Raw genomic sequence first — 23,942 nt, forward strand, 5'->3', positions numbered from 1 at the left:
CCCGGCAAGATTTTGCCGGTGCCGCGCGAGTGGGGCGTTGAATGGGCGGTGCGTTGAATTTCCTCGCCTGGTTCGATCCCTGGGCGCTCGGTCTCGTGGTGGGTGGCTCGCTGCTCGTCGCCTGCCTGCGCGCGACCCGATCGGAGCGGCAGGGCGCCTTCGCCGCGCTCCGCCCGCTGGTTAGCGCCGATCCGGAGGCCGATGCCGCCGCCGCCCGCACCGCCGTCTCCCGCGCCCATGCCATCGCTGAAACCAAGAGCATCGTCTGCGTCGATCGCATCGCCACCACCGGCCGTTTCCTGGCGGAGGCCATCCGCCGGCTTTCCGACGCGCGCACCAGCATGGAATTCGTGGACTGGGCCGAAGAGGCGCTGGAGGCCCGCCGCCGCCGCCATGCCGGTGTCGTCGCCTTCTGGCGGGCGATGGCGGATAGCGCGCCGGCCATGGGCATGATCGCCACTGTCATCGGCCTGATCCGGATGTTCCGCCAGATGGCCGATGCCTCCCAGATCGGGGCGCCGATGGCGAGCGCGCTCGTCGCCACGCTGCTGGGCCTCGTCGTCGCCAATCTCGTCGCCGGCCCGATCGCGGACCGGCTGGAACGCCTCTCGCTCGCGGAACTCGCCTGGCAGGAGCGGACGATCGCCCAGTTCGCGGCGATGGCGCGCGCCGAACTGGATCAGGCGATCGGGCTCCAGCGTTCGCTCGCGCGCAGCCTCGCGCGATGAGAGGGGCGACGAAAGCCGTCAACGCGCGCTGGGCGATCAGCTTCGCCGATCTGTGCCTGCTGCTGCTCGGCTTCCTCATTCTCGCCCAGGCCAGGCCGGATCGCGCGAAACTCGCAGCCGGCATGCCCGGCGCGCCCAAGGATCAGCCGCCCGGCGCCGCCGCGCAGTTGATCGCCGCGCGCCTGTTCGAGCCGGGCGAAGCCGTGCTCACCGCCGCCGGCCGCGATCGCATCGCCGCCTTCGCGCGGATCGATCGCGTGAGGACGGGCAAGGGCCGCATCCGTCTCGAAAGCCTCGGCGCCGATCGCGCCACCAGCCGTCTCGACGCGTGGGAACTCGCCGCCGCGCGCGCCGCCGCCGTCGCCCGCGCGCTCGTCGCGGCGGGAATTGCGGAGGATCGCGTCCTCCTTGCGATCGATCGGACGGAGGGGCGCCCCCAGCGCCTTTCGCTCATAGCGGAATAACCGCCTTCGCCGCATCGGGATGACGAAGCGTAAATATGCTGGCACGCTTCGTGCATCACATGGCGCATGAAAACCGTAACCATTCTGCTGCCGCTGCTTGCGATCGCCGCGCCGGCCGCCGCCGCCCCCTTCCAGAATCTGGACGCGCTTGAGGCGCGGCTGATCAACGCGCTCGGCGCCGGGGTCGGCGAGCCCGGCGGCCTCGCCAGCCCGATCGATCGCCGGCTGAAGCTGGCGACCTGCCCGCAGCCGGTGACGATCGAGCCGCCCGCGCTGGGCGCGGTGGCGCTGCGCTGCCCCGCCATAGGCTGGCGCATCCGCGTACCCATCCAGCGGCTCCAGGGCGCCGCGCCCGCCGGAAGGCCGGTGGCCTATGCCGCCGCCCCCCGGCCCGAAAAGGTGGATCCGGTCGTGCGGCGGGGCGATCCCGTCGATCTCATCGCGGAAACCGGCGGCTTCAGCGTCAGCGTCACCGCCACGGCACAGGAAGATGGCGCGCCGGGCGCCCGGATTCGGGTGAAAACCGAGCGTGACGGACGCCCTCAGGGTCAGATATTGTTCGCCGAAGTGGTTGACGCCGGCCGCGTCAGATTACCAGGATTTAACTGATTGGACTTTGTGCCGTTATCTCGATCGTAGGGCAGAATGGTCGAGCTAGCGTGATGCGAAAGGAAGTGACGATGATTTCCGCAATCGGGCCTACGGGCACGCAGCGCATGATCGACATGGCCCGCACCACCGGCACCAAGGCCGGAGCAGCGGCCGCCAAGACGGTCGCCGCCGAGGAGGCCGCGCCCGCGACCCCGGCTGCCCTGCTGGCCGCCGAGGGCGCCCCGATCGACAGCGGCAAGGTTGCTTCCATCAAGGCCGCGCTCGAGGCCGGCACCTACAAGATCGACGCCCAGGCCATCGCCGACCGGATGATTTCGCTCGACCTTCCGGAAGCCTCCAAATGACCGCCGCCGCGCTCGAGGAACTGATCGAACGGGAAGAAGCGCTCGTCGCGGCGCTGGATGCCGGCGATATCGGTGCCGTCGAGCGCCTGACGCGCGACATGGCCGCCGCGCTGGCGGCGGTTGCTGCCTCGGGCGGCTGGAGCGAGCGGCGCGATCTCAAGGATCGCGTCACGCAATCGCTGCGCCTCGCCGAGGCGGCCGGGGGCCGCGTCAATTATCTGGCGGATGACAATCGTCGCCGCATCGAGCGCCTCACCGCACTCACCGGCCGCCCCCAGGCCGAAGCCTATGGACGTCGCGGGCGCTACGCCTGATCCGGCAAGTTCCTGCCGGCAAAGCCTTGCCGCCGCTTGCCGCTTTCCATATCCATCTGAATTCACATCATAAGATCCGCCCCCATGGGAGCGCTTCCGGAACTGCCGCCAGGATCGCACACAGCCCATCCGGCTGATCCCGCCCCTTGGTGAGGTTCGATCCGCATCCCGTCCGCGCCCCGGTTCGTACGCGCGCCTGTCGATAATCGGCAGCGCTCTCCGGAAAATTTTCGCGACACGCCCTAAAGCCGCTTTCGCCCCGTCCGTTCTTAGCCGAAGCGCTTCATCCGAACTGGCACGCCCCTTGCTTTGGATATCTCGAACTTACGAGGTATCGAATGGCCACCAAGGCGATCAACAAAAGGCTCTGGCTGGGATCCGCGAAAGGCGCGATCCTTCCGTTGGCGACGCTCATGCTCGTCGGCCTGATGATCGTGCCCGTGCCGAGCATCGTGCTCGACATCGGCTTCATCGCGAACATCATGATCTCGCTCGCCGTGCTGATGGTCGCGCTAAATGCGGAAAAGCCGCTCGATTTCTCGGCCTTCCCCACCGTTCTCCTCTTCGCCACCCTTCTGCGCCTCGCGCTCAACGTCGCCTCCACCCGCGTCGTGCTGGTGAACGGCCATAATGGCGCGGCCGCCGCCGGCCATGTGATCGAAAGCTTCGGCGAATTCCTGATCGGCGGCGATTATGCCGTCGGCCTGTTCGTGTTCGGTATCCTGATGATCATCAACATGGTCGTCATCACCAAGGGTGCCGGCCGCGTTTCGGAAGTGTCCGCGCGCTTCACGCTGGATGCGCTGCCCGGCAAGCAGATGGCGATCGATGCCGATCTGAATGCCGGCCTCCTCACGCCCGAACAGGCCAAGCTGCGCCGCCAGGAAGTCGCCACCGAAGCCGATTTCTACGGATCGATGGACGGTTCGTCCAAGTTCGTGAAGGGCGATGCCGTCGCCGGCGTGCTGATCCTCGCGATCAACATCCTGGGCGGCCTGATCCTCGGCGTCGTCAGCCACAAGATGGCGGTCGGCGAGGCGGCCTCCACCTATATCCAGCTCGCCATCGGCGATGCGCTCGTGGCGCAGGTGCCGGCGCTTTTGCTCTCGATCGCCGCCGCCGCGATCGTGACGCGCGTCTCCAGCCCGATGGATCTTTCCAACCAGATCACCAGCCAGTTCGGCTCGGCCAAGGCGTGGACGCCGGTTGCGGGCATTCTCGGCATTCTCGGCATCCTGCCCGGCATGCCGCACTTCATCATCCTGCCGGCCGCCGGCCTCGCCGGTTTCGTCGCGTGGAAGCTCAAGACCGCCACCCCGGCCGGCGATGCGACCCCCGATACGGCGGTCGAGGCAGCCGCCCCGGCCAATCCCTCGGCCATCGGCTGGGACGAGGTTTCGGATGGCGCGGCACTCTCGCTGGAGCTGGGCTATGGCCTGATCGGCCTGGTCGACGAGCGCAAGGGCGCCCCGCTCATGGCGCGCATCACCGGCATCCGCCGCCAGCTTTCGCGCGAGCTGGGCTTCGTCGTGCCGCTGGTGCGCGTCCGCGACAATCTGGCGCTGGGGCCAAACAATTATCGCATCTCGGTGGCCGGCGTCGTCGTGGGCGAGGATGAATGCTGGCCCGATGATCTTCTGGCGCTCGACAGCGGCGATCTGCAGGGCACGGTCGATGGCCGCGCCGTCAAGGATCCCAGCTTCGGGCTGGATGCGATCTGGATCCGTCCCGAGCAGCGTGCCGCCGCGGTCGTCGCGGGCTATACCGTGGTGGACGGGTCCACCGTCATCGCCACCCATCTCAACCAGCTGGTCGCCAACGCCGCGTCCGATCTGTTCGGCATGGACGAGATGCAGAAGCTGCTCGACGCGCTCAAGGAAAGCGCGCCGCAGCTGGTCGCCGGCCTCACGCCCAATCCGCTCAGTCTCGCCCAGCTTGCCGCGGTCAGCCGCGCGCTGCTCAACGAAGGCGTGCCGCTCAAGGATTTCCGTCGCATCGCCGAGGCGATCGTCGACAGTTCGCGCGAAACGACCGATCCGGTCGCGCTTGTCGAACAGGTTCGCAGCCGCATCGGCGCGCTCATCGTGCAGACGGTGGTGCCGGTCCGCATGCCGCTGCCCGTCATCACCCTGGATGCCGAGCTGGAAGGCCTCCTCGCCAACGCGATCCGCGTGGGCGGCAATGCCCAGCATCCGTTCGAGCCGGCTCTTGCGAGCCGGATCGTCGGCGCGGTCGGCCAGGCGGCCGCTCCGCTCGTCAATACGGCGGCGCGTTTCGCGATCGTCACTTCGCCGCTGGCGCGTCGCGCGCTGGCCCGTTTGCTTAAACCCCACCTGCCGGAGACGCCGGTGTTGTCATTCCTTGAAATCCCCGACGGCAAGCCCGTCGAAGTCGTCGCCATCGTCGGTTCCAACGGCGGACAGGGCGGACACGCGCTGACCCAGCAGCCGGAGATGGCACGATGAGCCTCGCAGCCGGCCAGCAGGAGCCCTTCGCGGCCACCTATCAGCGCCGACCGGCGCGCACGGACAGCGGCCAGCTCGCCCGCGCGCACATGCCGCTCGTCCGCAAGATTGCGTGGCACGTCCACGGGCGCGTCTCGTCCGCGATCGATATCGAGGATCTCGTCCAGATCGGCATGGTCGCCCTAGTCGAGGCCGCCAACGGCTATGAGGATCGCGGCCACGCTTTCTCCACCTATGCGTCGATGCGCATTCGCGGTGCCATGATCGATCATCTGCGGCGGCACGCCACGATCTGCCGATCGGCCATGGCCAAGCGCAAGGAGCTGGGCGCGCAGACCGCCAAGCTGGAAAGTCTGCTCGGCCGCGCGCCGAGCGAGGCGGAACTGGCCGTCGCGATGGGCCTCAACCCCGCCGAATTCCGCGAGCTGGCCGATAGTGCGATCGCCGTGCGCCAGGAATCGCTCGACGAGGTTTATTCGGATCAGTCGATGTGGTTCGCCGACGTCGAGGAGCGCGTCGACCAGACGCTGGAGCGCGAGCAGCTGGGCCGCATGCTGGCCGAACATATCAGCGCCCTGCCGGAGCGCGAGGCGCTCGTCCTCCAGCTCTATTTCGTCGAGGAGATGAATCTGGACGAGATCGGCCAAGTGCTGAACGTCGGCGCCGCGCGCATCTGCCAGATCAAGAAGGCCGCGCTGGACAAGCTGCGCAAGGCCCTGGCCGACGACGAGGAGTGAGCCCGCCCGCGCGCATCGCGCGATGCCAGGCTCCGTCACGCCGGGGACATGGCGGAATCAAATCGGCCAGCCGGCAGGACGCCGGACCGGCCGAGGGAGGGGCGGCTTGGGGGAAACCGCCCCGGCCACGCCCCGTCTTGCTCGGGGCGGGCATGCGGACCCGATCGCTTCGGGCCCTTATCTGAAGCGATGGCGAAACAGGCGGGATCACCCGCCAGTTCGACCATCGCTATGGATCATACGCTCGCGCGGCCGATCCGGTGCGACCGGATCGAAACCGCTCTTTGCATCAGCGGACGGCCGAAACCGTGCTGCCCTGCACGGCGGCGAAGCGCTGGCTCAGCTGCCGGTTCGCATCGCGCATCGCGATCGAATAGCAGTTGAGATAGTCGACCGGCGAACGCGTGTTGCTCACGTTCCGGCCATCGCACACGTCGCTCGCCGCGAAACGGACGCGCTCGTTCAGCTTGGCCCGGCCGTGCGAGGTGGAAAGATCGAGATCGTTGTAGCGGACCTGCTTCTGCATCGTGATCTTGGAGGCCGCCGGCGCATCCGCGATGATGACCGACTGGGCGAACGCCCCGCCGGCGAGCAGGCAAGTCGCCGCGACGCTCAACGCGCCCTTGGTAAACGCCGAGCCAAAGCTCTTCTTGATGGACATGGAAACTTCCTTCTCTCCTGCGTGCCTGACATGTGTCTGTCATGACACAATCATTCAACCGTAACTTGCCGCACCGCAACAACTTCATGTTGCACTGCGAGATCAGACGCCCGACCTTGGGAATGATCAGTTAAGTCTGTCGTCTATACTTAGGACGTTATGGTTTGTTCCACAAGCGAGCCATTCCGGCGCGTGGAAGAATGGCGCAAAAATGCGCTTCGGCGGCGTTCAGCCGCGCTTTTCGCTACGCTATGGCCGCCTCTTAGCGGTCGAGCCGCCGTCCGAGCGCGACGAAGCCGGTTATCAGCCATGGCACCAGCACCACCGACAGCGCCACTTTCGTCAGCATCTGGCCGGTCATCAGCGCCAGGATCGGCCTTTCCCCATAAAAGGAGATGGTGATGAACAGCACCGTATCGACGATCTGGCTGACGATCGAGGCGATCATGCCCCGGAGCCAGACGAGCTTGCCCTCGCCCTCCGCGCGCTTCAGCTTCGAGAAGATCAGCACGTTCAGCGTCTGCGAGGTGCCGTAGGAGATCAGCCCCGCCAGCATCATCCGCGCGCCCTGGCCGACGACGATTGGAAAGGCATCCACGGCCGGGGGATACATGCCGGCATCGGCCGGCAGCGCCAGCACGATCTGGATCAGGCAGGCCGAGACGATCAGCGGGAGGAAGCCCCAGCGCACGATCGCATCCGCCGTCGCGCGCCCGTGCAGCTCGGCCACCGCGCTGCCCATCGCCACCAGCAGCAGGAAGGCGAAGATGCCGGCTTCCACGGCGAGCGGCCCCAGCGCCACCTGCTTCACCCCCAGCACGCCCGCAATCACGACCATGCCGCCATAGAGAAGCGAGAAGACAAAAAGCGAGCGGCAGAGCAGCGGGGACTTGGCTTCGGTCATCGCCGGACCCTAGCGACTGACCCGAAGCTGTCACGCGGAAAAAGTGGCCGTAGGGAGGGGCGGCATCCGACGCGCTTTCCGCCCGATCCCCGCCAGCGCCCGCCCTGGGCGGAGGCCGTCACGATCCCGGTGCGGCGGCACCTGCGGGATTTACGGGGTCACTCCGCCAAACGGGCTATGCTACGGTCGTTGCGCCTGTGGTATGATCGATCCGACAGAGATCGGGAGGATGAAAAATGGCTCCGTTGAGCAAGCGTCTCTTCGCCGAGGCTTTCGGCACGTTCTGGCTCGTATTCGGCGGCTGCGGCAGCGCCGTGCTCGCCGCCGCTTTTCCGGCCCTCGGCATCGGCTTTGCGGGTGTGGCTCTGGCCTTTGGCCTGACGGTGCTGACCATGGCCTATTCGATCGGCCATATTTCGGGCTGTCACCTCAATCCGGCCGTCACCGCCGGCCTGTGGGCAGGCGGGCGCTTCCCCGCAGGCGAGATCATTCCCTATTGGATCGCCCAGGTGATCGGCGCCACGTTCGCGGCCGCCCTGCTGCTGTGCATCGCGAGTGGAAAGCCCGGTTTCGAGCTGGCGGCCAACGGCCTGGCCGTGAACGGCTATGGCGCCATGTCGCCCGGCGGATACAGCCTTTATGCCTGCTTCCTCACCGAAGTGGTGCTCACCCTGGGCTTCCTGGTGGTGATCCTCGGCAGCACCGATACGCGCGCACCATCCGGCTTCGCTCCCATCGCGATCGGCCTCGCGCTCACGCTGATCCACCTGATCAGCATTCCCGTGACGAACACGTCCGTGAACCCGGCCCGCTCGCTCGGGCCGGCCCTCTTCGTCGGTGGCGTCGCGCTGCAGCAGGTGTGGTTCTTCTGGGCCGCCCCCCTGATCGGCGGCCTGTTGGGCGGAATCGTCTATCGCTTCGTGGCCGGCAATCCGCCGGCTCCGCCCGTCGTGGGCGAAGAACAATTGCACTGAGCGACAGAAGACGGGCGCCCGCGATCGGAGGCGCCCGTCAGCCCCGCACAAATCCTCCGCCAATCGCTGCCCTCAGGGCGCCATCGGCTCCGGCCGCGCCTCGGCCAGGAACAACGAGAACATGCCATCCGCATCCGGCCACTCGCGGATCGGGCTCCAGCCGCCCGCCGCCAATAGCTGGCGCGCGCTGCGCGGATCATATTTGTGGCTGTTTTCGGTGTGGATCGTCTCGCCCGCCTTCATCACGAAGCGGTGCCCGGCGATCGTGAACGCCAGATCCGCCGTCGCCACGAGGTGCATCTCGATCCGCGCCCACAGATCGTTCCAGCGCGCCTGATGGCGAAAGAGATCGATCGGCACGTCCCCCCCCAGTTCGCGATTGATCCGGTGGAGCAGGTTCAGGTCGAACGCCGCCGTCACGCCGGCCGCATCATCATAGGCGGGCACCAGCACGTCTTCGTCTTTCACGCGATCCATCCCGATCAGCAGCATCGCGCCGATGCCCAGCGTATCGATCATGCCGCGCAGCAGATCCACGGCGCTGCGCGGCACGAGATTGCCGATGGTGGAGCCGGGGAAGAAGCCCAGCTTGGCGGCGCCCGCGATCTCGGCCGGCAGGCGGACCGGCCCCATGAAATTCGCCTCCACCGGGAAGACCGGCAGCGCGGGGAAGGCCTGCCCCAGATCGGCCACGCTCTCGCGCAGGAAATCGCCCGAAATATCGATCGGCACATAAGCCGCGGGGAAAATGGCGCGCAGCAGATGCGGCGTCTTCAGGCTCGATCCCGATCCGAATTCCACCACCGCCCGGCCCGCGCCCACGATCCGGCCCACTTCGGGGCAATGCTTTTCGAGCAGGCCCGTCTCCACCCGCGTCGGATAATATTCGGGAAGGCGGGTGATCTCCTCGAACAGTTCGGATCCGCGATGATCGTAGAACCAGCGCGCCGGAATCGCTTTCTGCCCCTGCGCGAGGCCCGCCAGCACATCGGAGAGGAAGGCGGGATCGGCCTCGGGCGCCACCCCGCGTCGTTCGTCGAGCAACAGCATCAGATGTCTCGGGCCAGCCGCACGCCGGTGAACTGCCAGCGCTGATGGGGGTAGAAGAAATTGCGATAGGAAGCGCGGCTGTGCCCGCGCGGCGTGGCGCAGCTCGCGCCTTTCAGCACGGCCTGCCCGCTCATGAACTTGCCATTATATTCGCCCACCGCCCCCGGCGCCGTGCGGAAGCCGGGATAGGGAAGATAGGCGCTACCGGTCCATTGCCAGCCATCGCCGAACATCTGGGCGGGACTGCCCGATCGGCTGGCCGCGCGCGGGCGCACCGGCCCCGCCTCGTCCAGTTGATTGCCTGCCGCCGGATCCAGGCCGTGGGCCGCGCTTTCCCATTCCGCCTCGGTGGGCAGGCGCGCGCCGGCCCAGCGCGCATAGGCATCCGCCTCATAATGCGAAACATGCGTGACGGCGGCGGCCGGATGCAGCGGATGGAGCCCGTCCAGCCCGAACTGTACCCAATCCGCATCCCGATCGCGCGCGCCGCCCGCCCGCCGCCAGTAGAGCGGTGCCTCGATCCGCTCGCGCTTCACCCACGCCCAGCCGTCCGACAGCCACAGATCGGCGCGCGCATAGCCGCCATCGGCCATGAACGCCTTCCATTCGGCATTGGTGACGAGCCGGTCGGCGATGGCGTGCCTGTGCAGCATCACGGCGTGGCGCGGGCCTTCGCAATCGAAGGCGAAGCCGGCGCCGCCATGGCCGATCATCGCGGGGCCCTCGCGCCCCTCGATCCAGCCCATCGGGCCGGGCAGCGGCGCGGGCGTCGGCCGGGGATGCGCCCACACGGCGGGCGCGATCGGATTTTCGGCGAAGGTGGCGAGCAGATCGGTCAGCAGCAATTCCTGATGCTGCTGCTCGTGCTGCACGCCCAGCTCGATCAGGTCGCGCGCGCCTTCCGGCAGATCATCGATCACGGCCGCGATCCGCTCGTCCACGGCATGGCGCCACGCGACGATCTCCGCCAGTGAAGGGCGGCTCAGCATGCCCCGGTGCGCGCGCGGATGCCGCTCGCCCTCGGCCTCGTAATAGCTGTTGAACAGGAAGGCGAAGCGCGGATCGAAGGGCCGGTGCCCCGCTACATGATCGCGCAGCACGAATGTCTCGAAGAACCATGTGGTGTGCGCGAGATGCCATTTGGCCGGCGAGGCATCGGGATGCGGCTGGATCGTGGCATCCGCATCGGACAGCGGCGCCACGAGATCGAGACTCAGCGCACGCGTTGCCGCGAAGCGCGCCGACAGATCCTCCCCGTCGACAAGGGGTTCAGCACGTGCAGCCATGGTAAGGAAACGCCTCCCCGCCGCAGAAGAACATATAGAGGCCGAAAAGGTTGCGCCAGTGGTTCCGGCCAGCCGCGAGGGCGCCCGACTGCGGATCCCCAAACGGAACGGCGGCCGCCTCGCCCGCTAACATGCCCGTCAATCCAGACGTTTCCGGCTGGAGCCTGCGTTAGAACGCGCATCGCGCTCCAGCGAAGGCCGGAGTGCCGGAGGCACGGCCCGTAATAGCGAAAATGCTTCGGCCTCCGCCGGAGCACCGGAAATCCATCCGACGCGTCCCCTGCCACACAAGCGCCGGCCCAGGGAGGCCGATTGCGCTGCGGAGCCTCAGCGGCTCTTCCCCGGCACCCACAGGATCTCGCCGCCGCCCGCCGCCGCGACGAGACGCGCCAGCACGAACAGATGATCGGAAAGCCGGTTGATATAAGCCAGCGCTTGCGGGTTCAGCGCGACGCCGGTGGCGGCCGCCACCATCGATCGTTCCGCCCGCCGCGTCACGGCGCGCGCCAGATGCAGCGCGGCCACCGCCGCCGATCCACCGGGCAGGATGAAGGAACGCAGCGGTGCCAGCCCCTCGTTCATCCCGTCGATCTCCTGCTCCAGCCGGGCAACCTGCGCGGCCGTGATCCGCAGCGTCATTTCATCGGGCTCGAACTGTTCGCCCGGCGTGGCGAGATCGGCGCCCAGATCGAACAGCTCGTTCTGAATGAGGCCCAGCATCTCCGCATGCCCCCCCTCGCCCAGTGCCGCGATCGCCATGCCGATCACGCTGTTCGCCTCGTCGACGTCGCCGATCGCCGCCATGCGCGCATCGGCCTTTGACACGCGCGATCCGTCGACCAGGCCGGTCGTGCCGCCATCGCCCGTGCGCGTATAGATCCTGTTGAGCTTCACCATCGCCGCGCCCCGAAACGCCTCAGCCGGCGTGGCCGCGCGCAACCAGCAGGAAAAGGATCACGAAGACGATGGCCGCCGCCTGAAACTGGATGCGCCGCCACATCATCCGGTTCTGCTTCAGTCCCGTCTCACTCGGCTGGCCGGTGCGGATTTCCTCATGCTGGGTCTGCAGGAAATAATAGACGCCGCGCACGATCGACGCGAGCGCGCCGAGAGCGGCCAGCACGATCAGGACGAAGAGGAAAGTCTGCATGGGCCTGTCCTACGCCTTCCCGCGGCCTTCGTCATCCTTGCGCCGCAGCATGGCCAGCAGCGCCTGCGGATCGGCGCCTTCGGCGCGCAGCTCCGCCAGGCTTTTCGCCCCGTCGCGCTTGGCCAGCCGCCGCCCGTCCGGCCCGGTCAGCAGCGGATGGTGGTGATAGGCCGGCGTCGGCAGCTCCAGCAGCGCCTGGAGCAGCCGGTGCACATGCGTCGCCTCGAACAGGTCCATTCCGCGCACCACGTCCGTCACGCCCTGCGCCGCATCATCGATCGTGACGGCCAGATGATAGGAGGTCGGCGCATCCTTGCGCGCCAGCACCACATCGCCATGAATCGCGGGCGTTGCCATCACCCTGCCCGCCGTCGCGTCATGCCAGAACAGGCCTCGCTCGCCTGGAGACAGGGCCGCCAGCGCCCTCGCCATATCCAGCCGCCAGCCATGCGGGCGCGCCTGAAGCTCCGCCGGATCGACCGGTCGCCCACGGCACGTCCCGGGATAGACGGGCGTCGCCCCGTGCGGCGCAGCGACGCTCCCGGCAATCTCGGCGCGCGTGCAGAAGCAGGGATAGACGAGGCCGGCCGCCTTCAGCCGCTCCAGCGCCCCGGCGTAGAGATCCAGCCGCTCCGACTGGCGCAGCACCGGCCCGTCCCACGCGAGGCCCAGCCAACGCAGATCCTCCTCGATGCCAGAAACGAACGCCTCGCGGCTCCGCCCCGGATCGATATCCTCGATCCGGAGCAGGAAGCGCCCGCCCGCGGCCCGCGCCAGATCATGCGCGCGCACCGCCGAAAAGGCATGGCCCGGATGCAGCCGCCCGGTGGGGCTGGGGGCGAAACGGGAAATCATCATTGACATGCGCGATGACTCTTGACCGCGAGTCGCGAGCCTGCTGCAATGCGGTTGTCATGCTTCGCTGGCAACGGGGGTGACAACGGAGACGCGGCGGCCGCCAGGCCCGGCGTTCCGGGTGCGACGGGACGGCGAAGCTTGTTCAGGATGCCAAGGCTCCGTGCAAACGGAGGCCTGGTCGTTCCATGTACCATCCCGATCTCATTCGCCATCCAGACGGGTGCCCGGCACTCGTTCTGAACGCCGATTATACGCCGCTTTCCTATTATCCGCTCAGCGTGTGGCCGTGGCAGACGGCGGTGAAGGCCGTGTTCCTCGAACGCGTGGACATCGTTTCGCATTATGAGCGCGAGGTACGCAGCCCGAACCACGCCATCAAGCTGCCGTCGGTGATCGCGCTCCGGCAATATGTGCGGCCGTCCGCGCATCCCGCCTTCACGCGCTTCAACCTGTTCCTGCGCGATCGCTTCATCTGCCAATATTGCGGCAGCCCCAGCGATCTGACCTTCGATCATGTCGTGCCGCGCGCGCAGGGCGGGCGCACGACATGGGAGAATGTCTCCACGGCGTGCGCGCCCTGCAATCTGCGCAAGGGCGGCCGCACGCCGAAGCAGGCGGGCATGGCGCTGATGGAAGGCCCCTATCGGCCGACGAGCTGGCAGCTTCAGGAAAATGGCCGCAGCTTCCCGCCCAACTATCTCCACACCAGCTGGCGCGACTGGCTCTACTGGGATGTCGAACTGGAGGCATAGGCATCCACTGCGTCATCCAGACGCAGATCCGGCACATGTTCATCACAGGCATCCGCTGTGCTCCCGCGAAGGCCGGAGCGCCGGGGAGGAACCGCGTCCCGTCACCGCCCGCAAGCCGCCTTCGCCGGAGTACGAAGGCGCATTCGTCCCCCCGGTGAGCGGAGATCGGCACCGGACGCGATCAGGATGACGGGGAGGAAGCGCCCGCCTCCCGTATCGCCCCCTCCGCCGCCAGCGCGGCCACCACATGGTGCAGTTTGTCCGGATTGCGCATGATGTAGATCGCCGCGATCCGGCCGTCGGATATCTCCAGGGCGGTCGTCCGGAGCACGCCGCCACGATCATGGCTGATATAGCCCGGCAGCCCGTCTATCTCGACGCGGGCGAGCATCACCGGCTTGTCCTGAAACTTGCGCGCGATGCCGGCGAACAGCCGCAGCACCTTGTCGATGCCCCGGATGATGTTGAGGAAAGCGATCACCTTGCCGCCGCCATCCGAACGCACGATCACATCGTCCGCCAGCATCGCCTTCAGTGTCGCGATGTCGCCGTCGCGGGATGCCGCGAAGAAGGCGCGCGCGATCCGGTCCGCCTCGGCCTGCTCCACCCGGTAGCGCGGCCGCGCCTCGTGCACATGCTTGCGCGCGCGCGCCGCCAGCTGGCGTACCGCCGCTGGATCGCGATCCAGCGCCGTCGCCACCTCACCCAGCGCCATGCCGAACACATCGTGCAGCAGGAAGGCCGCGCGCTCCAGCGGGGAGAGGCGCTCCAGCGCCAGCATCAGCGTGAGCGTCAGATCCCCGGCGGCGCCGTCGCCCGCGTCGCGCGGATCGAAGGATCCCACCAGCGGATCGGGCAGCCACGCGCCCACATAACTCTCCCGCCGCACGCGCGCGGATTTCATGTGGTCGAGGCACAGCCGCGTCACGATCCGCGTGAGGAAGGCGGCCGGCGCGTCCACCGATTCCCCGGTGCGCGCCCAGCGCAGCCACGCCTCCTGCACCAGATCCTCCGCCTCGGCGAGCGATCCGGTCATGCGATAGGCGAGGCGCCGCAGCCGGGGCCGCTGCGCCTCGAAATCGCGGAGCCTCTCGTCAGGCCGCGGCACGGACCTGCTCGATCGGATGCGCGAAGCGAAAACCGACGGCGAGGCGATTCCACGTATTGATCGCGCCGATCGCGTAGGTCAGCCTCACCTGCTCCTCCTCCGAAAATTCGGCTCTCAGCGCCTCGTAATCACTGTCCGGCGCATGGGTCTGGCTCACCAGGGTCAGTGCCTCGGCCCATCCGAAGGCGGCGCGCTCGCGCGCCGAATAATAGCCGGACTCGCGCCATGCGGCGAGAACATGCAGCTTCATCGGATCCACACCGAGCTTGATGAGATCGCTGCTGTGCATGTGCAGGCAGAAGGCGCAGCCGTTGATCTGCGACACGCGCAGCTTGATGAGTTCCAGCAGTTCGGCCTCCAGGCCACTGTCCCTGAAGCTTTCCTCCAGCGCCATCATCGCCTTCAGCTGTTCGGGCGCGAGCTTGTAGGCCTGGGCGTTGCGAATGCGGGGCGTCGTCATCGTCTGTCTCCTCACGAGCGCGCATCCTGCGCCTCTGGAGACATGACGAGACGGGCCGGCCCGGTGTGACATGGCACCGGAAAAACTCCTCGAGTCTGCTCGAGGAGGATGGGATCACCCCAGGCTCTTCGAAACCTGCTCGAACACGTCCTTCGAAAGCCCCGGCACGGCGAGAATCCGTTCCAGCTCCGCCCGCATGAGCGCGCCCCGCACCGGCTCGTAGCGACGCCAGCGGCCGAGGCTGGGTACAAGCCGCGCCGCCGTCTGCGGATTCAACTTGTCCACGCCCAGGATCATGTCCGCCACGAAGCGATAGCCACGCCCCGAAACGTCATGGAAGGCGCGCTGGTTCACGGCGAAGGCGCCCACCAACGAACGCAGCCGATTGGGGTTGGTGATCGTGAAATCGGGATGGCGAGCCAGCGCCTCCACCTTCTCGGGCGTATCCAGACGCGTCGAAAGCGCCTGCGTGGTGAACCATTTGTCGATCACCAGCGCGTCCGCCGCATAGCGATCGTGGAAATCGGCGAGCGCCTTCTCCCGTTCCGGCGCCTCGTTGTTTGCCAGTACGCCCAGCGCGCCCTGCCGGTCGGTCATATTGTCGGACTGGCGATATTGCTCGAAGGCCAGTTCCGCCCAGTCCGGCGCCTTGGCGGCAGCGATGAAGCCGAGCGCCACCGTGCGCAGGCGACGCAGCCCCTTGGCGCTGGGCGAATATTCGTAGCGATTGGCCTGCGCGCCCGCATAGGCGCTGCGCCACAAATCCAGCAATTCGGTGCCCAGATCGTTGCGGAGCGCCTCACGCACCACGGCCACGCGCTCCGGATCCACCATGTCCAGCTGATCGCCGATGAAGGCTTCGGACGGCAGCAGCACCGCCTCCGCCACGAAGGCCGCGTCCAGATGCGGATCGGTGAGCGTGTTGCGCACCGCATCGATCACGGCGGCATGATCCACCGTCGCGCCCCTGGCGGCGGCGACGAGCGTATCCAGCATCAATTGCTGCATCGCCTCGTAGCGCGCGAACGGATCCTCGTCGTGCGCGGAGAGAAAGGCGAGGTCCGCCGCACCCCGGTCCGTCTCCAGGCAGATCGGCGCGGAAAAACCGTGGTTGATCGAAAGCACGGGGGCCTCGGTCAGCCCCTCGAACAGCAATTCCTTCTCCGCCTCGTCGAGGATCACGAACTGCTCGCCCCCCATCGCCCGGCCGCTCTTGGCGCCCAGCAGCGCGAATTTCAGCGGGATCGGCATCGGCTGCTTCTCCGGCTGGCCCGGCGTCGAAGGTACGATCTGCGACAGGTGCAGCCGTGCGCGGCCGCCCGGCGCGTCCGTCGTGAGCGAGGCTTTCACACGCGGGGTGCCCGCCTGGCTGTACCAGAGGCGGAAACGCGTGAGATCCGTGCCGGTGGCATCCTCCATCGCCACGATGAAATCCTCGCAGGTGGCGGCCTGCCCGTCATGCCGGTCGAAATAGAGATCGGTGCCCGCGCGGAAGCCCTCCGGCCCCAGGATCAGCTTCATCATGCGGATTACCTCGGCGCCCTTGTTATAGATGGTCGCCGTGTAGAAATTGCTGATCTCGATATAGGAATCGGGCCGGATCGGATGCGCGAGCGGCCCCGCATCCTCCGGAAACTGCGCGGCGCGCAGCGCGCGCACATCCTCGATCCGCTTCACGGCGGGGCTGCCCTGATCGGCCGAGAATTGCTGGTCGCGCAGCACGGTGAAGCCTTCCTTCAGGGAAAGCTGGAACCAATCCCGGCAGGTGACGCGATTGCCCGACCAGTTGTGGAAATATTCGTGCGCGACGACGCCGGCGATCGCATCGAAATCCGCATCCGTCGCCGTGTCCGGATCCGCCAGTATGTAGCGCGAATTGAAGATGTTGAGGCCCTTATTCTCCATCGCGCCGAAGTTGAAATCGGAAACGGCGACGATGTTGAACACGGCCAGATCATATTCGCGGCCGTAGACACGCTCGTCCCAGGCCATGCTGGCCTTCAGGCTCGCCATCGCATGTTCGGTCTTAGGCAGGTCCGCCTCGCGCACCCAGATGCCGAGTTCGATCGTGCGGCCGCTGCGCGTGACGAAGCTGTCGGCGTTGCAGGCCAGATCGCCCGCCACCAGCGCGAAGAGATAGCAGGGCTTGGGGAAGGGATCGCGCCACAGCGCATAATGGCGCGCCTCGCCCACCGGGCCGCCGTCGACATGATCGCCATTCGACAGCAGCACCGGATAGCGCGCCGTATCCGCCTCCATCCGCACCGTATAGCGGCTCAGCACGTCAGGCCGATCGGGGAAGAAGGTGATCCGGCGAAAGCCCTCCGCCTCGCATTGGGTGCAGAGCAGCCCGCCGCTCTCGTAAAGCCCCATCAGCGTGGAATTGGCGGAGGGTGCGATCTGCACCACCGTCTCCACCAGATGATCGTCGCCGGGCAGATCGATCACCAGCTGGTCGCCGTCGAGCCGCCAGGCATCGTGCAGTTCCTCGCCGTCGATCGAAACGCTGATCGGCGCGAGCCCGCCGCCACCATCCAGCCGCAACGGATGGGCGTGCGTGCCCTGCCGCCGTACCGTCAGCTTCGCGGTGACGCGCGTCGCGTCGGCACCCAGCTGAAAATCGAGCGCGATCTCCGGCACCAGCCATTCGGGCGGACGATAATCCTCGCGACGGATCACGGGCGGGGTGGCGGAAAGGGGGGTGGCGGCATCCAGCATGGGGGGGATGTATGGCGACGGGCCGGGCGATGGAAGGGGCTAAGCCGATCTCCCTTTCCGCTTGTGCCGGGCGGAACCGGGGACGGACGGCATCGAACGTGGCCGGGATGCGCGCTTGCCCGGCGGGCCTTGGCCATGCCCGCCCCCGCCCTGGCCGCCACTTCGCCCGGGACGAACGGGTCAGGGCTGGTTAGGGAGAGGCCATGAGACTGATCCTGTTCGGCCCCGGCTTTGCGGGCGCCCGCATCGCCGCCGCGTTCGAGGCAGAGGGCGCGATCGTCATCCCCTTCGGCCGCGCCGCCGATCCGCATGACGTCCGCGCCGCCCTCGCCGCCGCGACGCACATCGTCTCCACCGTCCCCCCGGAAGGCGACATGGATCCCGTCCTTGTACCCTATGGCGCGGAAATCGCGCGCGTGCCGTGGATCGGCTATCTTTCCTCCACCGGCGTCTATGGCGACGCCCGGGGCGCCTGGGTGGACGAAAGCGCGCCGCTTGCCGGCCGCAGGGGGCCACGCATCGCCGCCGATCTGGCATGGACGGCGCTCGGCGCGCGCATCTTCCGCCTGCCCGGAATCTACGGCCCGGGCCGCTCGATCCTCGATCGCCTCGCCTCGGGCGCCGCGCACCGGATCGCCCTGCCCGCACAGGTCTTCAGCCGCGTGCATGTGGATGACATCGCCTCGGCCGTGCTCGCGGCGGCCAGGCGAGGGCCGCCCGGTATCTACAATATAGCGGACGATCTGCCCGCGCCGCAAAATGCGCTGATCGAGCATGCATGCCTGTCGCTCGGCCTGCCGCTCCCTCCCTTGCTGGCGCTGGAGGATGCGCGCCTGTCGCCCGCGGCGCGCGCTTTCTATGCCGAAAACCGGCGCGTCGCGAACGGCAAGGCGAAGCGGGAGCTCGGCTGGCGGCCGCTCTACCCCACCTATCTGGTCGGCATCCGCGCCCTCATCGCCACGATCAGCCCGGCGATCACCAGCAGCCCGCCTGCGGCCGCCTCGATCGACCAGACATAATGTTCGAAGATGGTTGAGAGGATCATCGCCAGCACCGGTGTGAGCACATTCACATAGCCGCCGCGCGCCGGCCCGATCGCGCGGATCAGCCCGAAATAGAGCGTGAAGGCCAGCGCCGAGGCGCAGATGCCCAGATACAGCACCCCGCCGATATAGACGGGCGTGAGCAGGATATGCGGTGGCCCGGTCGTGACATATGCGAACAGCGCGTTCGCCAGCGCCCCCCACGTCATCCCCCAGGCCAGCATCGCCGGCATCGGGATGGCGCGCATCCGCGCCGTGGACTGCATCACGTTGGCGATCGAGGCGAAGACGAGCGCGATCAGCACGAAGCCGATGCCCAGCGCCGTTTCATGCGGGGATCGCGGCGAGGCGCGCAGCTCATGCTCGAACAGCAGGCCGATCCCGGCCATCGCCACCGCCGATCCGGCCAGGAACGGGCGCGAGAGGGGCTGGCCGAGAAACACCCAGCCCGCCACCGCATTGTAGACGAGCAGCAGCGCGAACACGACGGCCACGATGCCGGAGGTGACATGCGCCTCCGCCCGATAGATGAAGTTGAAATTCAGGCAGAAGATGCAGACGCCCATCAGCGCCAGCAGTCCCTGCTCCGTCCAGGTCAGGCGCAGCCGCGTGCGCGTCGCCAGCGCGACGACGAACATCGTCACCGCCGCCGTGAGGAAGCGATAGCAGACCGACCAGCCGACCGGCACATCACCCAGCTGGCCACGGATGACGAGCCAGGTCGATCCCCACAGGAAGGTGACGATCGCGAACGGGATCATCACGCGCCCCTTGGTCGCCTCGCCCAGCGGCGGCGCGAGCCTCATAGCGCGGCGATGGCGGCAGCCAGCGCCGCGACCTCCCCCGGATCGCTCGCCCAATGGGTGACGAGGCGGATCTCGCCCTCCGCCCAATCGTAGAAATCAAAGCCCCGGGCGCGCAGCGCCGCCGCCTCCGCCGCGTCCGCCCTCAGGAAGACCTCATTCGCCTGCACGGGATGCAGCAGCCGGGCGCCCGCCGCCCCCGCCAGCATCGCAGCCGCCCGATTGGCCGAGCGCGCCGTTTCCAGCCACACGTCTCCCTCCAGCATGGCGTGGATCTGCGCCGCCAGATAGCGCCCCTTGGAGAGCAGATGGCCCGCGCGCTTGCGGCGGCGCTTCGTATCCTCGGCCAGCTTCGTATCGAAGAAGATCAGCGCCTCCGCCGAAAGCCCGCCCGTCTTCACGAAACCGAAGCTCAGCACGTCCACGCCCGCATCGCAGGTCAGCTCCGCCGGCGTGCAGCCAAGATGCGCCACCGCATTGGCGAAGCGCGCGCCATCCATGTGAAAGCCCCAGCCCCGCGCCCGGGCGAGCGCGCCCAGCGCCGCCACCTCATCCGGCGAATAGACGCAGCCATATTCGCTGGCATTGGTGATCGAAAGCGCGCGCGGCTGCACGCGATGCACGTCGCTGGCGATCGCATCCGCCGTCGCCGCCACCGTCACAGGCGTCACCTTCGCGCCCGCCCCCTCGCACAGCAGCAGCTTGGCACCATGCGTGAAGAATTCGGGCGCGCCGCATTCGTCATTCTGGACATGGGCATCCCGGTGGCAGAGCACGCCGCCGAAGGGCGGGCAGAGCGCGGCCAGCGCCAGCGCATTGGCCGCCGTGCCGGTCGGGACCCAGAGCGCCGCCACATCCCGCCCGAACAAGGCGGAGAAGCGCGCGTCCAGCGCCTTGCTCAGGGCATCGCCGTCATAGGCCGTGTCCACCTGATCGGCGGCCTGCATCGCGGCGAAGACGGCGGGATGGACGGGGGCGGCATTGTCGGAGAAGAAGCGCATGGTTTCCGGCTTGGAACCGCCCCCCGCCCCAAGTCAACAAAGCGAAATGCCGATGCGCTTCCTTCTCCCGTTTCTCGCCCTGCTCGCCGCTGCCCCGGCCTTTTCGGCAAGCCCCGCCGACACGGCGTTCGAGGCGCTGGCGAAGGAGGATCAGGATTGGTCGCAGGCCGATCGCGGCCTGATCGACGGCGAGGATGACGACCGGATCGCCCCCCGCCTGCCGGACGTGACGCCGCCCGCGCAGGCGAAGCGCCTCGCCACGCTGGAGGGATACGCCCGCCGCCTCGCCGCGATCGATCCGAACGCCCTCGGCGAGGGGCGCCGCACCGACGCGGCCATCTATCGTTATCAGCTCGATACGCGCATCGCCCGCCTGCGCTTCCGCAACTGGGAGATGCCGTTCAATTCCGACAGCAGCTTCTGGGGCAATCTCGGCTACACGGCCGGCCGCGATTTTCGCACCGAGGCGGATTATCGCAACTGGATCGCCCAGCTGCGTCAGCTGCCCGCCTGGTTTGCGGACCAGACCGTAAACATGCGCGCCGGCATGGCGCGCGGCTTCACCCCGCCCCGGATGACACTGGCCGGTCGGGAAGCCTCGCTGGACGCGATCGCCGACGCGGCGGATCCCACGGCCACCAGCCTCTACAAGCCCTTCGCGAAGATGCCCGCCGGCATGGCGCCGGCCACCGCCGCCGGGCTGCGCACGGAGGCGGCCGAGGCGATCCGCGCCGCCATCCCGGCCTATCGGGCGCTGCGTGGCTTCGTGAAGGCCGATTATATCCCGAAGGCGCGCACCACCCTTTCGGCCGCAGCCCTTCCCGATGGCGAAGCCTTCTATCGCGCCCAGATCGCCGAATATGCCACCGTCGCGATGACGCCCGCCGAAATCCACCGGATCGGGCTCACGGAAATGGCCGCGATCCGCGCGCGCATGGCGGGAGTGATGGCCGAAACCGGCTTTCAGGGCGATTTCCCTGCCTTCCTGGGCTTCCTGCGCACCGATCCGCGCTTCTACGCGAAGACGCCGGAGGACCTGCTGAAGCAGGCCGCGTGGATCGCCAAGCAGATGGACGGCAAGGCCGCCACCTACTTCGGCCACCTGCCCCGCCGCCGCTTCGCGATCGTACCGGTGCCGGCCGACATCGCGCCTTTCTACACGGCGGGGCGCGGCGGCGACGGCATCTACCTGCTCAACACCTATGATCTTCCCTCGCGCCCGCTTTACCAGCTCGCCGCCCTCACCCTCCACGAATCCGCGCCGGGCCACGCCTTCCAGATCCCGCTCGCCCGCGAGAACAGGGATCGCCTGCCCTTCCGCCGCAATCTCTACATCTCGGCCTATGGCGAGGGCTGGGCGCTCTATTGCGAAACCCTGGGCGAGGAGATGGGCCTTTACGAGACGCCCTATGATCGCTTCGGCATGCTTTCCTATCAGGCGTGGCGCGCGGCGCGGCTGGTGATCGACACGGGGCTGCATTCGATGGGCTGGAGCCGGGAGCAGGCACAGGCCTATCTGCGCGACAATACCGCCCTCTCCCAGCACGAGATCGAGACGGAGGTGGATCGCTACATCAGCTGGCCGGGGCAGGCCCTTTCTTATTATCTGGGCGAAATGGCGATCCGGCAGGGCCGCGCGAAGGCCGAGAAGGCGCTCGGCCCGAAATTCAACATCCGCGCCTTCCACGACATGATCCTGGCACTGGGATCGGTGCCGCTGCCCGTGCTGGATCAGGCGGTGGACGGCTTCATCGCCAAAGGCGGGATCGGCCCCTATCCCGACGAGGAATGAGCGCAACGCGGGGACGCTCCGGGCGTTTCCGCTCCATCGGACGATGGAGAGCGAAATGCCCCAGGGTGACAAGAGCGCTTACACCGACAAGCAGAAGCGCAAGGCGCGACATATCGAGAAAAGCTATGAGGCGCGCGGCACGCCGAGGAAGGAGGCCGTGGCCCGCGCCTGGGCGACGGTGAACAGGGAATCGGGCGGCGGCAACAAGTCCGGCTCCGGGCGCGGCACGCCCGATACGCATGTTTCCTCCTCGCGCGGCGGGCGCGCACACAAGTCCGGCTCGCCCGAGCAGCGCTCGGCCGCCGCGCGCAAGGGATGGGATACGCGAAGGCGGAAGGCGGCGGCGGAAGGCTGACCACGCACCTCAGCCCCCTCCGTTCGTCCCGACGGAGCGAGGGACAGGCGCGGACAAGCCGCAAAGGGTTCACCCCCCGGCCCTCTGCCGCTAAGGGCCGGCGCATGACCAGCCACGCCCCGAATCCGGATCTCCTCGCCAAGGCCGAGACGCTCGCCGAGGCGCTGCCTTATATGCAGCGTTATGCGGGCCAGACCTTCGTCGTGAAATATGGCGGTCACGCCATGGGCAATGCCGAGGCCGCGACCGATTTCGCCGAGGATGTGGTGCTGCTGAAGGCCGTCGGCATCAATCCCATCGTCGTGCATGGCGGCGGCCCGCAGATCGGCGCGATGCTGAAGGCGCAGGGGATCGAGAGCCGCTTCGTCGATGGCCTGCGCGTGACGGACGCGCCCACGATGAAGACGGCCGAGATGGTCCTGTCCGGCGCGATCAACAAGGAGATCGTCTCCTGGATCAGCCGCGCGGGCGGCCGCGCCGTGGGCATTTCCGGCAAGGATGGCCGCCTCGTCACGGTCGAGAAGGTACAGCACCCGACCGACGATCTCGGCTTCGTCGGCGAACCCGACGATATCGACACGCGCGTGCTGGATACCATCTCCAAGGCGGGCATGATCCCGGTCGTGGCGCCGATCGGTGTGGGACCGGATGGCGAGACCTACAATATCAATGCCGATACGATGGCCGGCGCGCTCGCCATCGCCACCGGCGCCGAACGCCTGTTCCTGCTGACGGACGTGGCCGGCGTGCTGGACAAGCAGAAGAATCTCATCCCCGATCTCACGCCCAGCCAGATCAAGATGCTGCGCGTGGATGGCACCATCTCCGGCGGCATGATCCCGAAGCTGGAGACGTGCATCGATGCGGTGGAAGGCGGCGTCGATGCCGCCGTCATCCTCGATGGCCGCGTGCCGCATGCCATGCTGATCGAGATCTTCACGAAGCAGGGTGCGGGCACGCTGGTGCGCCAGGGTTAGGGCCCTCTGGAATTAACCTTGGCCGATACCGATGTTATAGGCCACTAAGACACCTCCCTCGAACGCCGGACCCTGCCGCCCATGATCATGCTTCTCCAGATCCTCGATCTGCTGCTGTCGGTGCTGATGTGGATCATCATCATCCAGGCGGTGCTTTCCTGGCTCGTCGCGTTCAACGTGGTGAACACCTCCAATGATTTCGTCCGCCAGGTGCTGTTCGCGCTCGGCCGGATGACGGAGCCCTTCTATCGGCCGATCCGGCGGATCCTGCCCGATTTCGGCGCGCTCGATTTTTCGCCGCTGGTGGTGCTGCTCATCATCAATATCCTGCGATCGATCGTGATTCCGCGTCTGGCCATGTCGATGGCGGGGCTGGGCTGAGGCGG

26 protein-coding genes are annotated in these 23,942 nt (G+C 67.6%); 14 read left to right on the forward strand and 12 right to left on the reverse strand.

Annotated features, from left to right (window positions below):
• The first annotated feature begins 41 nt into the window (after window positions 1-41).
• The 7 genes from DI605_RS00755 (at window position 42) to DI605_RS00785 (ending at window position 5,664) form a co-directional block, all read left to right on the forward strand.
• Window positions 42-728, forward strand: a complete 687-nt coding sequence (locus tag DI605_RS00755; protein ID WP_293967877.1) for a MotA/TolQ/ExbB proton channel family protein — start codon at window positions 42-44, stop codon at window positions 726-728.
• Window positions 725-1,192 carry an OmpA family protein gene (locus tag DI605_RS00760; RefSeq protein WP_293967880.1) on the forward strand — a complete coding sequence of 156 codons (468 nt, stop codon included), beginning with the start codon at window positions 725-727 and terminating at the stop codon, window positions 1,190-1,192. The genes DI605_RS00755 and DI605_RS00760 overlap by 4 nt, the downstream gene beginning before the upstream one ends.
• 66 nt (window positions 1,193-1,258) lie before the next feature.
• The gene (locus tag DI605_RS00765; protein WP_293967883.1) at window positions 1,259-1,801 is read left to right on the forward strand and encodes a flagella basal body P-ring formation protein FlgA; all 543 of its coding nucleotides are present in this window, start codon (window positions 1,259-1,261) and stop codon (window positions 1,799-1,801) included.
• Between the two features lie 107 nt (window positions 1,802-1,908).
• Window positions 1,909-2,148: a flagellar biosynthesis anti-sigma factor FlgM gene (gene flgM / locus DI605_RS00770; protein ID WP_293967885.1), complete on the forward strand. Its 240-nt coding sequence runs from the start codon at window positions 1,909-1,911 to the stop codon at window positions 2,146-2,148.
• A complete protein-coding gene (locus tag DI605_RS00775) occupies window positions 2,145-2,462 on the forward strand; it encodes a hypothetical protein (protein WP_293967888.1) in 318 nt (105 codons plus the stop codon). Before flgM ends, DI605_RS00775 begins: the two co-directional genes overlap by 4 nt.
• A 338-nt stretch (window positions 2,463-2,800) precedes the next feature.
• Entirely contained in the window at window positions 2,801-4,927 is a 2,127-nt protein-coding gene (gene flhA, locus DI605_RS00780; RefSeq protein WP_293967891.1) for a flagellar biosynthesis protein FlhA, read from the forward strand.
• Entirely contained in the window at window positions 4,924-5,664 is a 741-nt protein-coding gene (locus tag DI605_RS00785; RefSeq protein WP_293967894.1) for a FliA/WhiG family RNA polymerase sigma factor, read from the forward strand. Before flhA ends, DI605_RS00785 begins: the two co-directional genes overlap by 4 nt.
• 289 nt (window positions 5,665-5,953) lie before the next feature.
• Here the strand turns inward: DI605_RS00785 and DI605_RS00790 are convergent, their stop codons facing one another.
• Together DI605_RS00790 and DI605_RS00795 are read right to left on the reverse strand one after the other, a co-directional pair.
• Entirely contained in the window at window positions 5,954-6,325 is a 372-nt protein-coding gene (locus tag DI605_RS00790; RefSeq protein ID WP_293967896.1) for a UrcA family protein, read from the reverse strand.
• 262 nt (window positions 6,326-6,587) lie between these two features.
• Window positions 6,588-7,229: a queuosine precursor transporter gene (locus DI605_RS00795; protein WP_293967899.1), complete on the reverse strand. Its 642-nt coding sequence runs from the start codon at window positions 7,227-7,229 to the stop codon at window positions 6,588-6,590.
• 236 nt (window positions 7,230-7,465) lie between these two features.
• Here DI605_RS00795 and aqpZ point away from each other — a divergent pair, with 236 nt between their 5' ends.
• A complete protein-coding gene (aqpZ, locus tag DI605_RS00800; protein WP_293967902.1) occupies window positions 7,466-8,203 on the forward strand; it encodes an aquaporin Z in 738 nt (245 codons plus the stop codon).
• 72 nt (window positions 8,204-8,275) lie between these two features.
• On the opposite strand, the gene egtD is transcribed toward aqpZ, so the two are convergent.
• The 5 genes from egtD to gluQRS form a co-directional block, all read right to left on the reverse strand.
• Window positions 8,276-9,253, reverse strand: a complete 978-nt coding sequence (gene egtD / locus DI605_RS00805; protein ID WP_293967905.1) for an L-histidine N(alpha)-methyltransferase — start codon at window positions 9,251-9,253, stop codon at window positions 8,276-8,278.
• Window positions 9,253-10,539 carry an ergothioneine biosynthesis protein EgtB gene (gene egtB, locus DI605_RS00810; protein ID WP_293967908.1) on the reverse strand — a complete coding sequence of 429 codons (1,287 nt, stop codon included), beginning with the start codon at window positions 10,537-10,539 and terminating at the stop codon, window positions 9,253-9,255. Before egtB ends, egtD begins: the two co-directional genes overlap by 1 nt.
• Window positions 10,540-10,866: 327 nt before the next feature.
• Window positions 10,867-11,436 (reverse strand): cob(I)yrinic acid a,c-diamide adenosyltransferase, encoded by a 570-nt coding sequence (locus DI605_RS00815; protein ID WP_293967911.1) that lies wholly within the window; start codon window positions 11,434-11,436, stop codon window positions 10,867-10,869.
• 19 nt (window positions 11,437-11,455) lie between these two features.
• Window positions 11,456-11,689: an HIG1 domain-containing protein gene (locus DI605_RS00820; RefSeq protein WP_293967914.1), complete on the reverse strand. Its 234-nt coding sequence runs from the start codon at window positions 11,687-11,689 to the stop codon at window positions 11,456-11,458.
• A 9-nt stretch (window positions 11,690-11,698) separates the two neighbouring features.
• Window positions 11,699-12,553 carry a tRNA glutamyl-Q(34) synthetase GluQRS gene (gluQRS, locus tag DI605_RS00825; protein WP_293967917.1) on the reverse strand — a complete coding sequence of 285 codons (855 nt, stop codon included), beginning with the start codon at window positions 12,551-12,553 and terminating at the stop codon, window positions 11,699-11,701.
• Between the two features lie 179 nt (window positions 12,554-12,732).
• On the opposite strand from gluQRS, the gene DI605_RS00830 reads away from it, so the two are divergent.
• The gene (locus tag DI605_RS00830; RefSeq protein WP_293967920.1) at window positions 12,733-13,299 is read left to right on the forward strand and encodes an HNH endonuclease; all 567 of its coding nucleotides are present in this window, start codon (window positions 12,733-12,735) and stop codon (window positions 13,297-13,299) included.
• A gap of 181 nt (window positions 13,300-13,480) precedes the next feature.
• On the opposite strand, the gene DI605_RS00835 is transcribed toward DI605_RS00830, so the two are convergent.
• The 3 genes from DI605_RS00835 to pepN all read right to left on the reverse strand — a co-directional run bounded on the left by DI605_RS00835 (window position 13,481) and on the right by pepN (window position 17,585).
• Window positions 13,481-14,407 carry a sigma-70 family RNA polymerase sigma factor gene (locus DI605_RS00835; protein WP_293967923.1) on the reverse strand — a complete coding sequence of 309 codons (927 nt, stop codon included), beginning with the start codon at window positions 14,405-14,407 and terminating at the stop codon, window positions 13,481-13,483.
• Window positions 14,394-14,867 (reverse strand): carboxymuconolactone decarboxylase family protein, encoded by a 474-nt coding sequence (locus tag DI605_RS00840; RefSeq protein ID WP_293967925.1) that lies wholly within the window; start codon window positions 14,865-14,867, stop codon window positions 14,394-14,396. Before DI605_RS00840 ends, DI605_RS00835 begins: the two co-directional genes overlap by 14 nt.
• 114 nt (window positions 14,868-14,981) lie before the next feature.
• Window positions 14,982-17,585, reverse strand: coding sequence for an aminopeptidase N (gene pepN / locus DI605_RS00845; RefSeq protein ID WP_293967928.1), 2,604 nt, complete (start codon window positions 17,583-17,585; stop codon window positions 14,982-14,984).
• 203 nt (window positions 17,586-17,788) lie between these two features.
• Here pepN and DI605_RS00850 point away from each other — a divergent pair, with 203 nt between their 5' ends.
• Entirely contained in the window at window positions 17,789-18,604 is an 816-nt protein-coding gene (locus DI605_RS00850) for an SDR family NAD(P)-dependent oxidoreductase (protein WP_293967930.1), read from the forward strand.
• On the opposite strand, the gene DI605_RS00855 is transcribed toward DI605_RS00850, so the two are convergent.
• Entirely contained in the window at window positions 18,514-19,434 is a 921-nt protein-coding gene (locus DI605_RS00855) for a DMT family transporter (RefSeq protein ID WP_293967933.1), read from the reverse strand. The genes DI605_RS00850 and DI605_RS00855 overlap by 91 nt on opposite strands.
• Window positions 19,431-20,432, reverse strand: coding sequence for a low specificity L-threonine aldolase (locus tag DI605_RS00860; protein WP_293967936.1), 1,002 nt, complete (start codon window positions 20,430-20,432; stop codon window positions 19,431-19,433). Before DI605_RS00860 ends, DI605_RS00855 begins: the two co-directional genes overlap by 4 nt.
• A gap of 52 nt (window positions 20,433-20,484) precedes the next feature.
• Between DI605_RS00860 and DI605_RS00865 the strand changes: the two genes are divergently transcribed.
• The 4 genes from DI605_RS00865 to DI605_RS00880 all read left to right on the forward strand — a co-directional run bounded on the left by DI605_RS00865 (window position 20,485) and on the right by DI605_RS00880 (window position 23,937).
• The gene (locus DI605_RS00865; RefSeq protein ID WP_367120015.1) at window positions 20,485-22,224 is read left to right on the forward strand and encodes a DUF885 family protein; all 1,740 of its coding nucleotides are present in this window, start codon (window positions 20,485-20,487) and stop codon (window positions 22,222-22,224) included.
• Window positions 22,225-22,279: 55 nt separating this feature from the next.
• Window positions 22,280-22,579, forward strand: a complete 300-nt coding sequence (locus DI605_RS00870) for a plasmid stabilization protein (RefSeq protein ID WP_293967942.1) — start codon at window positions 22,280-22,282, stop codon at window positions 22,577-22,579.
• A gap of 104 nt (window positions 22,580-22,683) precedes the next feature.
• Entirely contained in the window at window positions 22,684-23,556 is an 873-nt protein-coding gene (gene argB / locus DI605_RS00875; RefSeq protein ID WP_293967945.1) for an acetylglutamate kinase, read from the forward strand.
• An 81-nt stretch (window positions 23,557-23,637) separates the two neighbouring features.
• Entirely contained in the window at window positions 23,638-23,937 is a 300-nt protein-coding gene (locus DI605_RS00880) for a YggT family protein (protein ID WP_293967948.1), read from the forward strand.
• Window positions 23,938-23,942 lie beyond the last annotated feature (5 nt).

This window comes from Sphingomonas sp. (genome assembly GCF_003248515.1).
Classification (GTDB): Bacteria; Pseudomonadota; Alphaproteobacteria; order Sphingomonadales; family Sphingomonadaceae; genus Sphingomonas_I.

Excerpts from the sequence above, each read along its gene's own strand:
- DI605_RS00775 (WP_293967888.1), top strand. The coding sequence starts at position 2,145 with ATGACCGCCGCCGCGCTCGAGGAACTGATCGAACGGGAAGAAGCGCTC.
- gluQRS (WP_293967917.1), bottom strand. The coding sequence starts at position 12,553 with ATGTCAATGATGATTTCCCGTTTCGCCCCCAGCCCCACCGGGCGGCTG.
- DI605_RS00820 (WP_293967914.1), bottom strand. The coding sequence starts at position 11,689 with ATGCAGACTTTCCTCTTCGTCCTGATCGTGCTGGCCGCTCTCGGCGCG.
- DI605_RS00855 (WP_293967933.1), bottom strand. The coding sequence starts at position 19,434 with ATGAGGCTCGCGCCGCCGCTGGGCGAGGCGACCAAGGGGCGCGTGATG.
- DI605_RS00785 (WP_293967894.1), top strand. The coding sequence starts at position 4,924 with ATGAGCCTCGCAGCCGGCCAGCAGGAGCCCTTCGCGGCCACCTATCAG.
- flgM (WP_293967885.1), top strand. The coding sequence starts at position 1,909 with ATGATCGACATGGCCCGCACCACCGGCACCAAGGCCGGAGCAGCGGCC.
- DI605_RS00765 (WP_293967883.1), top strand. The coding sequence starts at position 1,259 with ATGAAAACCGTAACCATTCTGCTGCCGCTGCTTGCGATCGCCGCGCCG.
- DI605_RS00840 (WP_293967925.1), bottom strand. The coding sequence starts at position 14,867 with ATGACGACGCCCCGCATTCGCAACGCCCAGGCCTACAAGCTCGCGCCC.
- DI605_RS00790 (WP_293967896.1), bottom strand. The coding sequence starts at position 6,325 with ATGTCCATCAAGAAGAGCTTTGGCTCGGCGTTTACCAAGGGCGCGTTG.
- DI605_RS00860 (WP_293967936.1), bottom strand. The coding sequence starts at position 20,432 with ATGCGCTTCTTCTCCGACAATGCCGCCCCCGTCCATCCCGCCGTCTTC.
- aqpZ (WP_293967902.1), top strand. The coding sequence starts at position 7,466 with ATGGCTCCGTTGAGCAAGCGTCTCTTCGCCGAGGCTTTCGGCACGTTC.
- egtB (WP_293967908.1), bottom strand. The coding sequence starts at position 10,539 with ATGGCTGCACGTGCTGAACCCCTTGTCGACGGGGAGGATCTGTCGGCG.
- DI605_RS00815 (WP_293967911.1), bottom strand. The coding sequence starts at position 11,436 with ATGGTGAAGCTCAACAGGATCTATACGCGCACGGGCGATGGCGGCACG.
- DI605_RS00850 (WP_293967930.1), top strand. The coding sequence starts at position 17,789 with ATGAGACTGATCCTGTTCGGCCCCGGCTTTGCGGGCGCCCGCATCGCC.
- egtD (WP_293967905.1), bottom strand. The coding sequence starts at position 9,253 with ATGCTGTTGCTCGACGAACGACGCGGGGTGGCGCCCGAGGCCGATCCC.
- DI605_RS00755 (WP_293967877.1), top strand. The coding sequence starts at position 42 with ATGGGCGGTGCGTTGAATTTCCTCGCCTGGTTCGATCCCTGGGCGCTC.
- DI605_RS00880 (WP_293967948.1), top strand. The coding sequence starts at position 23,638 with ATGATCATGCTTCTCCAGATCCTCGATCTGCTGCTGTCGGTGCTGATG.
- DI605_RS00865 (WP_367120015.1), top strand. The coding sequence starts at position 20,485 with ATGCGCTTCCTTCTCCCGTTTCTCGCCCTGCTCGCCGCTGCCCCGGCC.
- DI605_RS00830 (WP_293967920.1), top strand. The coding sequence starts at position 12,733 with ATGTACCATCCCGATCTCATTCGCCATCCAGACGGGTGCCCGGCACTC.
- flhA (WP_293967891.1), top strand. The coding sequence starts at position 2,801 with ATGGCCACCAAGGCGATCAACAAAAGGCTCTGGCTGGGATCCGCGAAA.
- DI605_RS00870 (WP_293967942.1), top strand. The coding sequence starts at position 22,280 with ATGCCCCAGGGTGACAAGAGCGCTTACACCGACAAGCAGAAGCGCAAG.
- argB (WP_293967945.1), top strand. The coding sequence starts at position 22,684 with ATGACCAGCCACGCCCCGAATCCGGATCTCCTCGCCAAGGCCGAGACG.
- DI605_RS00760 (WP_293967880.1), top strand. The coding sequence starts at position 725 with ATGAGAGGGGCGACGAAAGCCGTCAACGCGCGCTGGGCGATCAGCTTC.
- pepN (WP_293967928.1), bottom strand. The coding sequence starts at position 17,585 with ATGCTGGATGCCGCCACCCCCCTTTCCGCCACCCCGCCCGTGATCCGT.
- DI605_RS00795 (WP_293967899.1), bottom strand. The coding sequence starts at position 7,229 with ATGACCGAAGCCAAGTCCCCGCTGCTCTGCCGCTCGCTTTTTGTCTTC.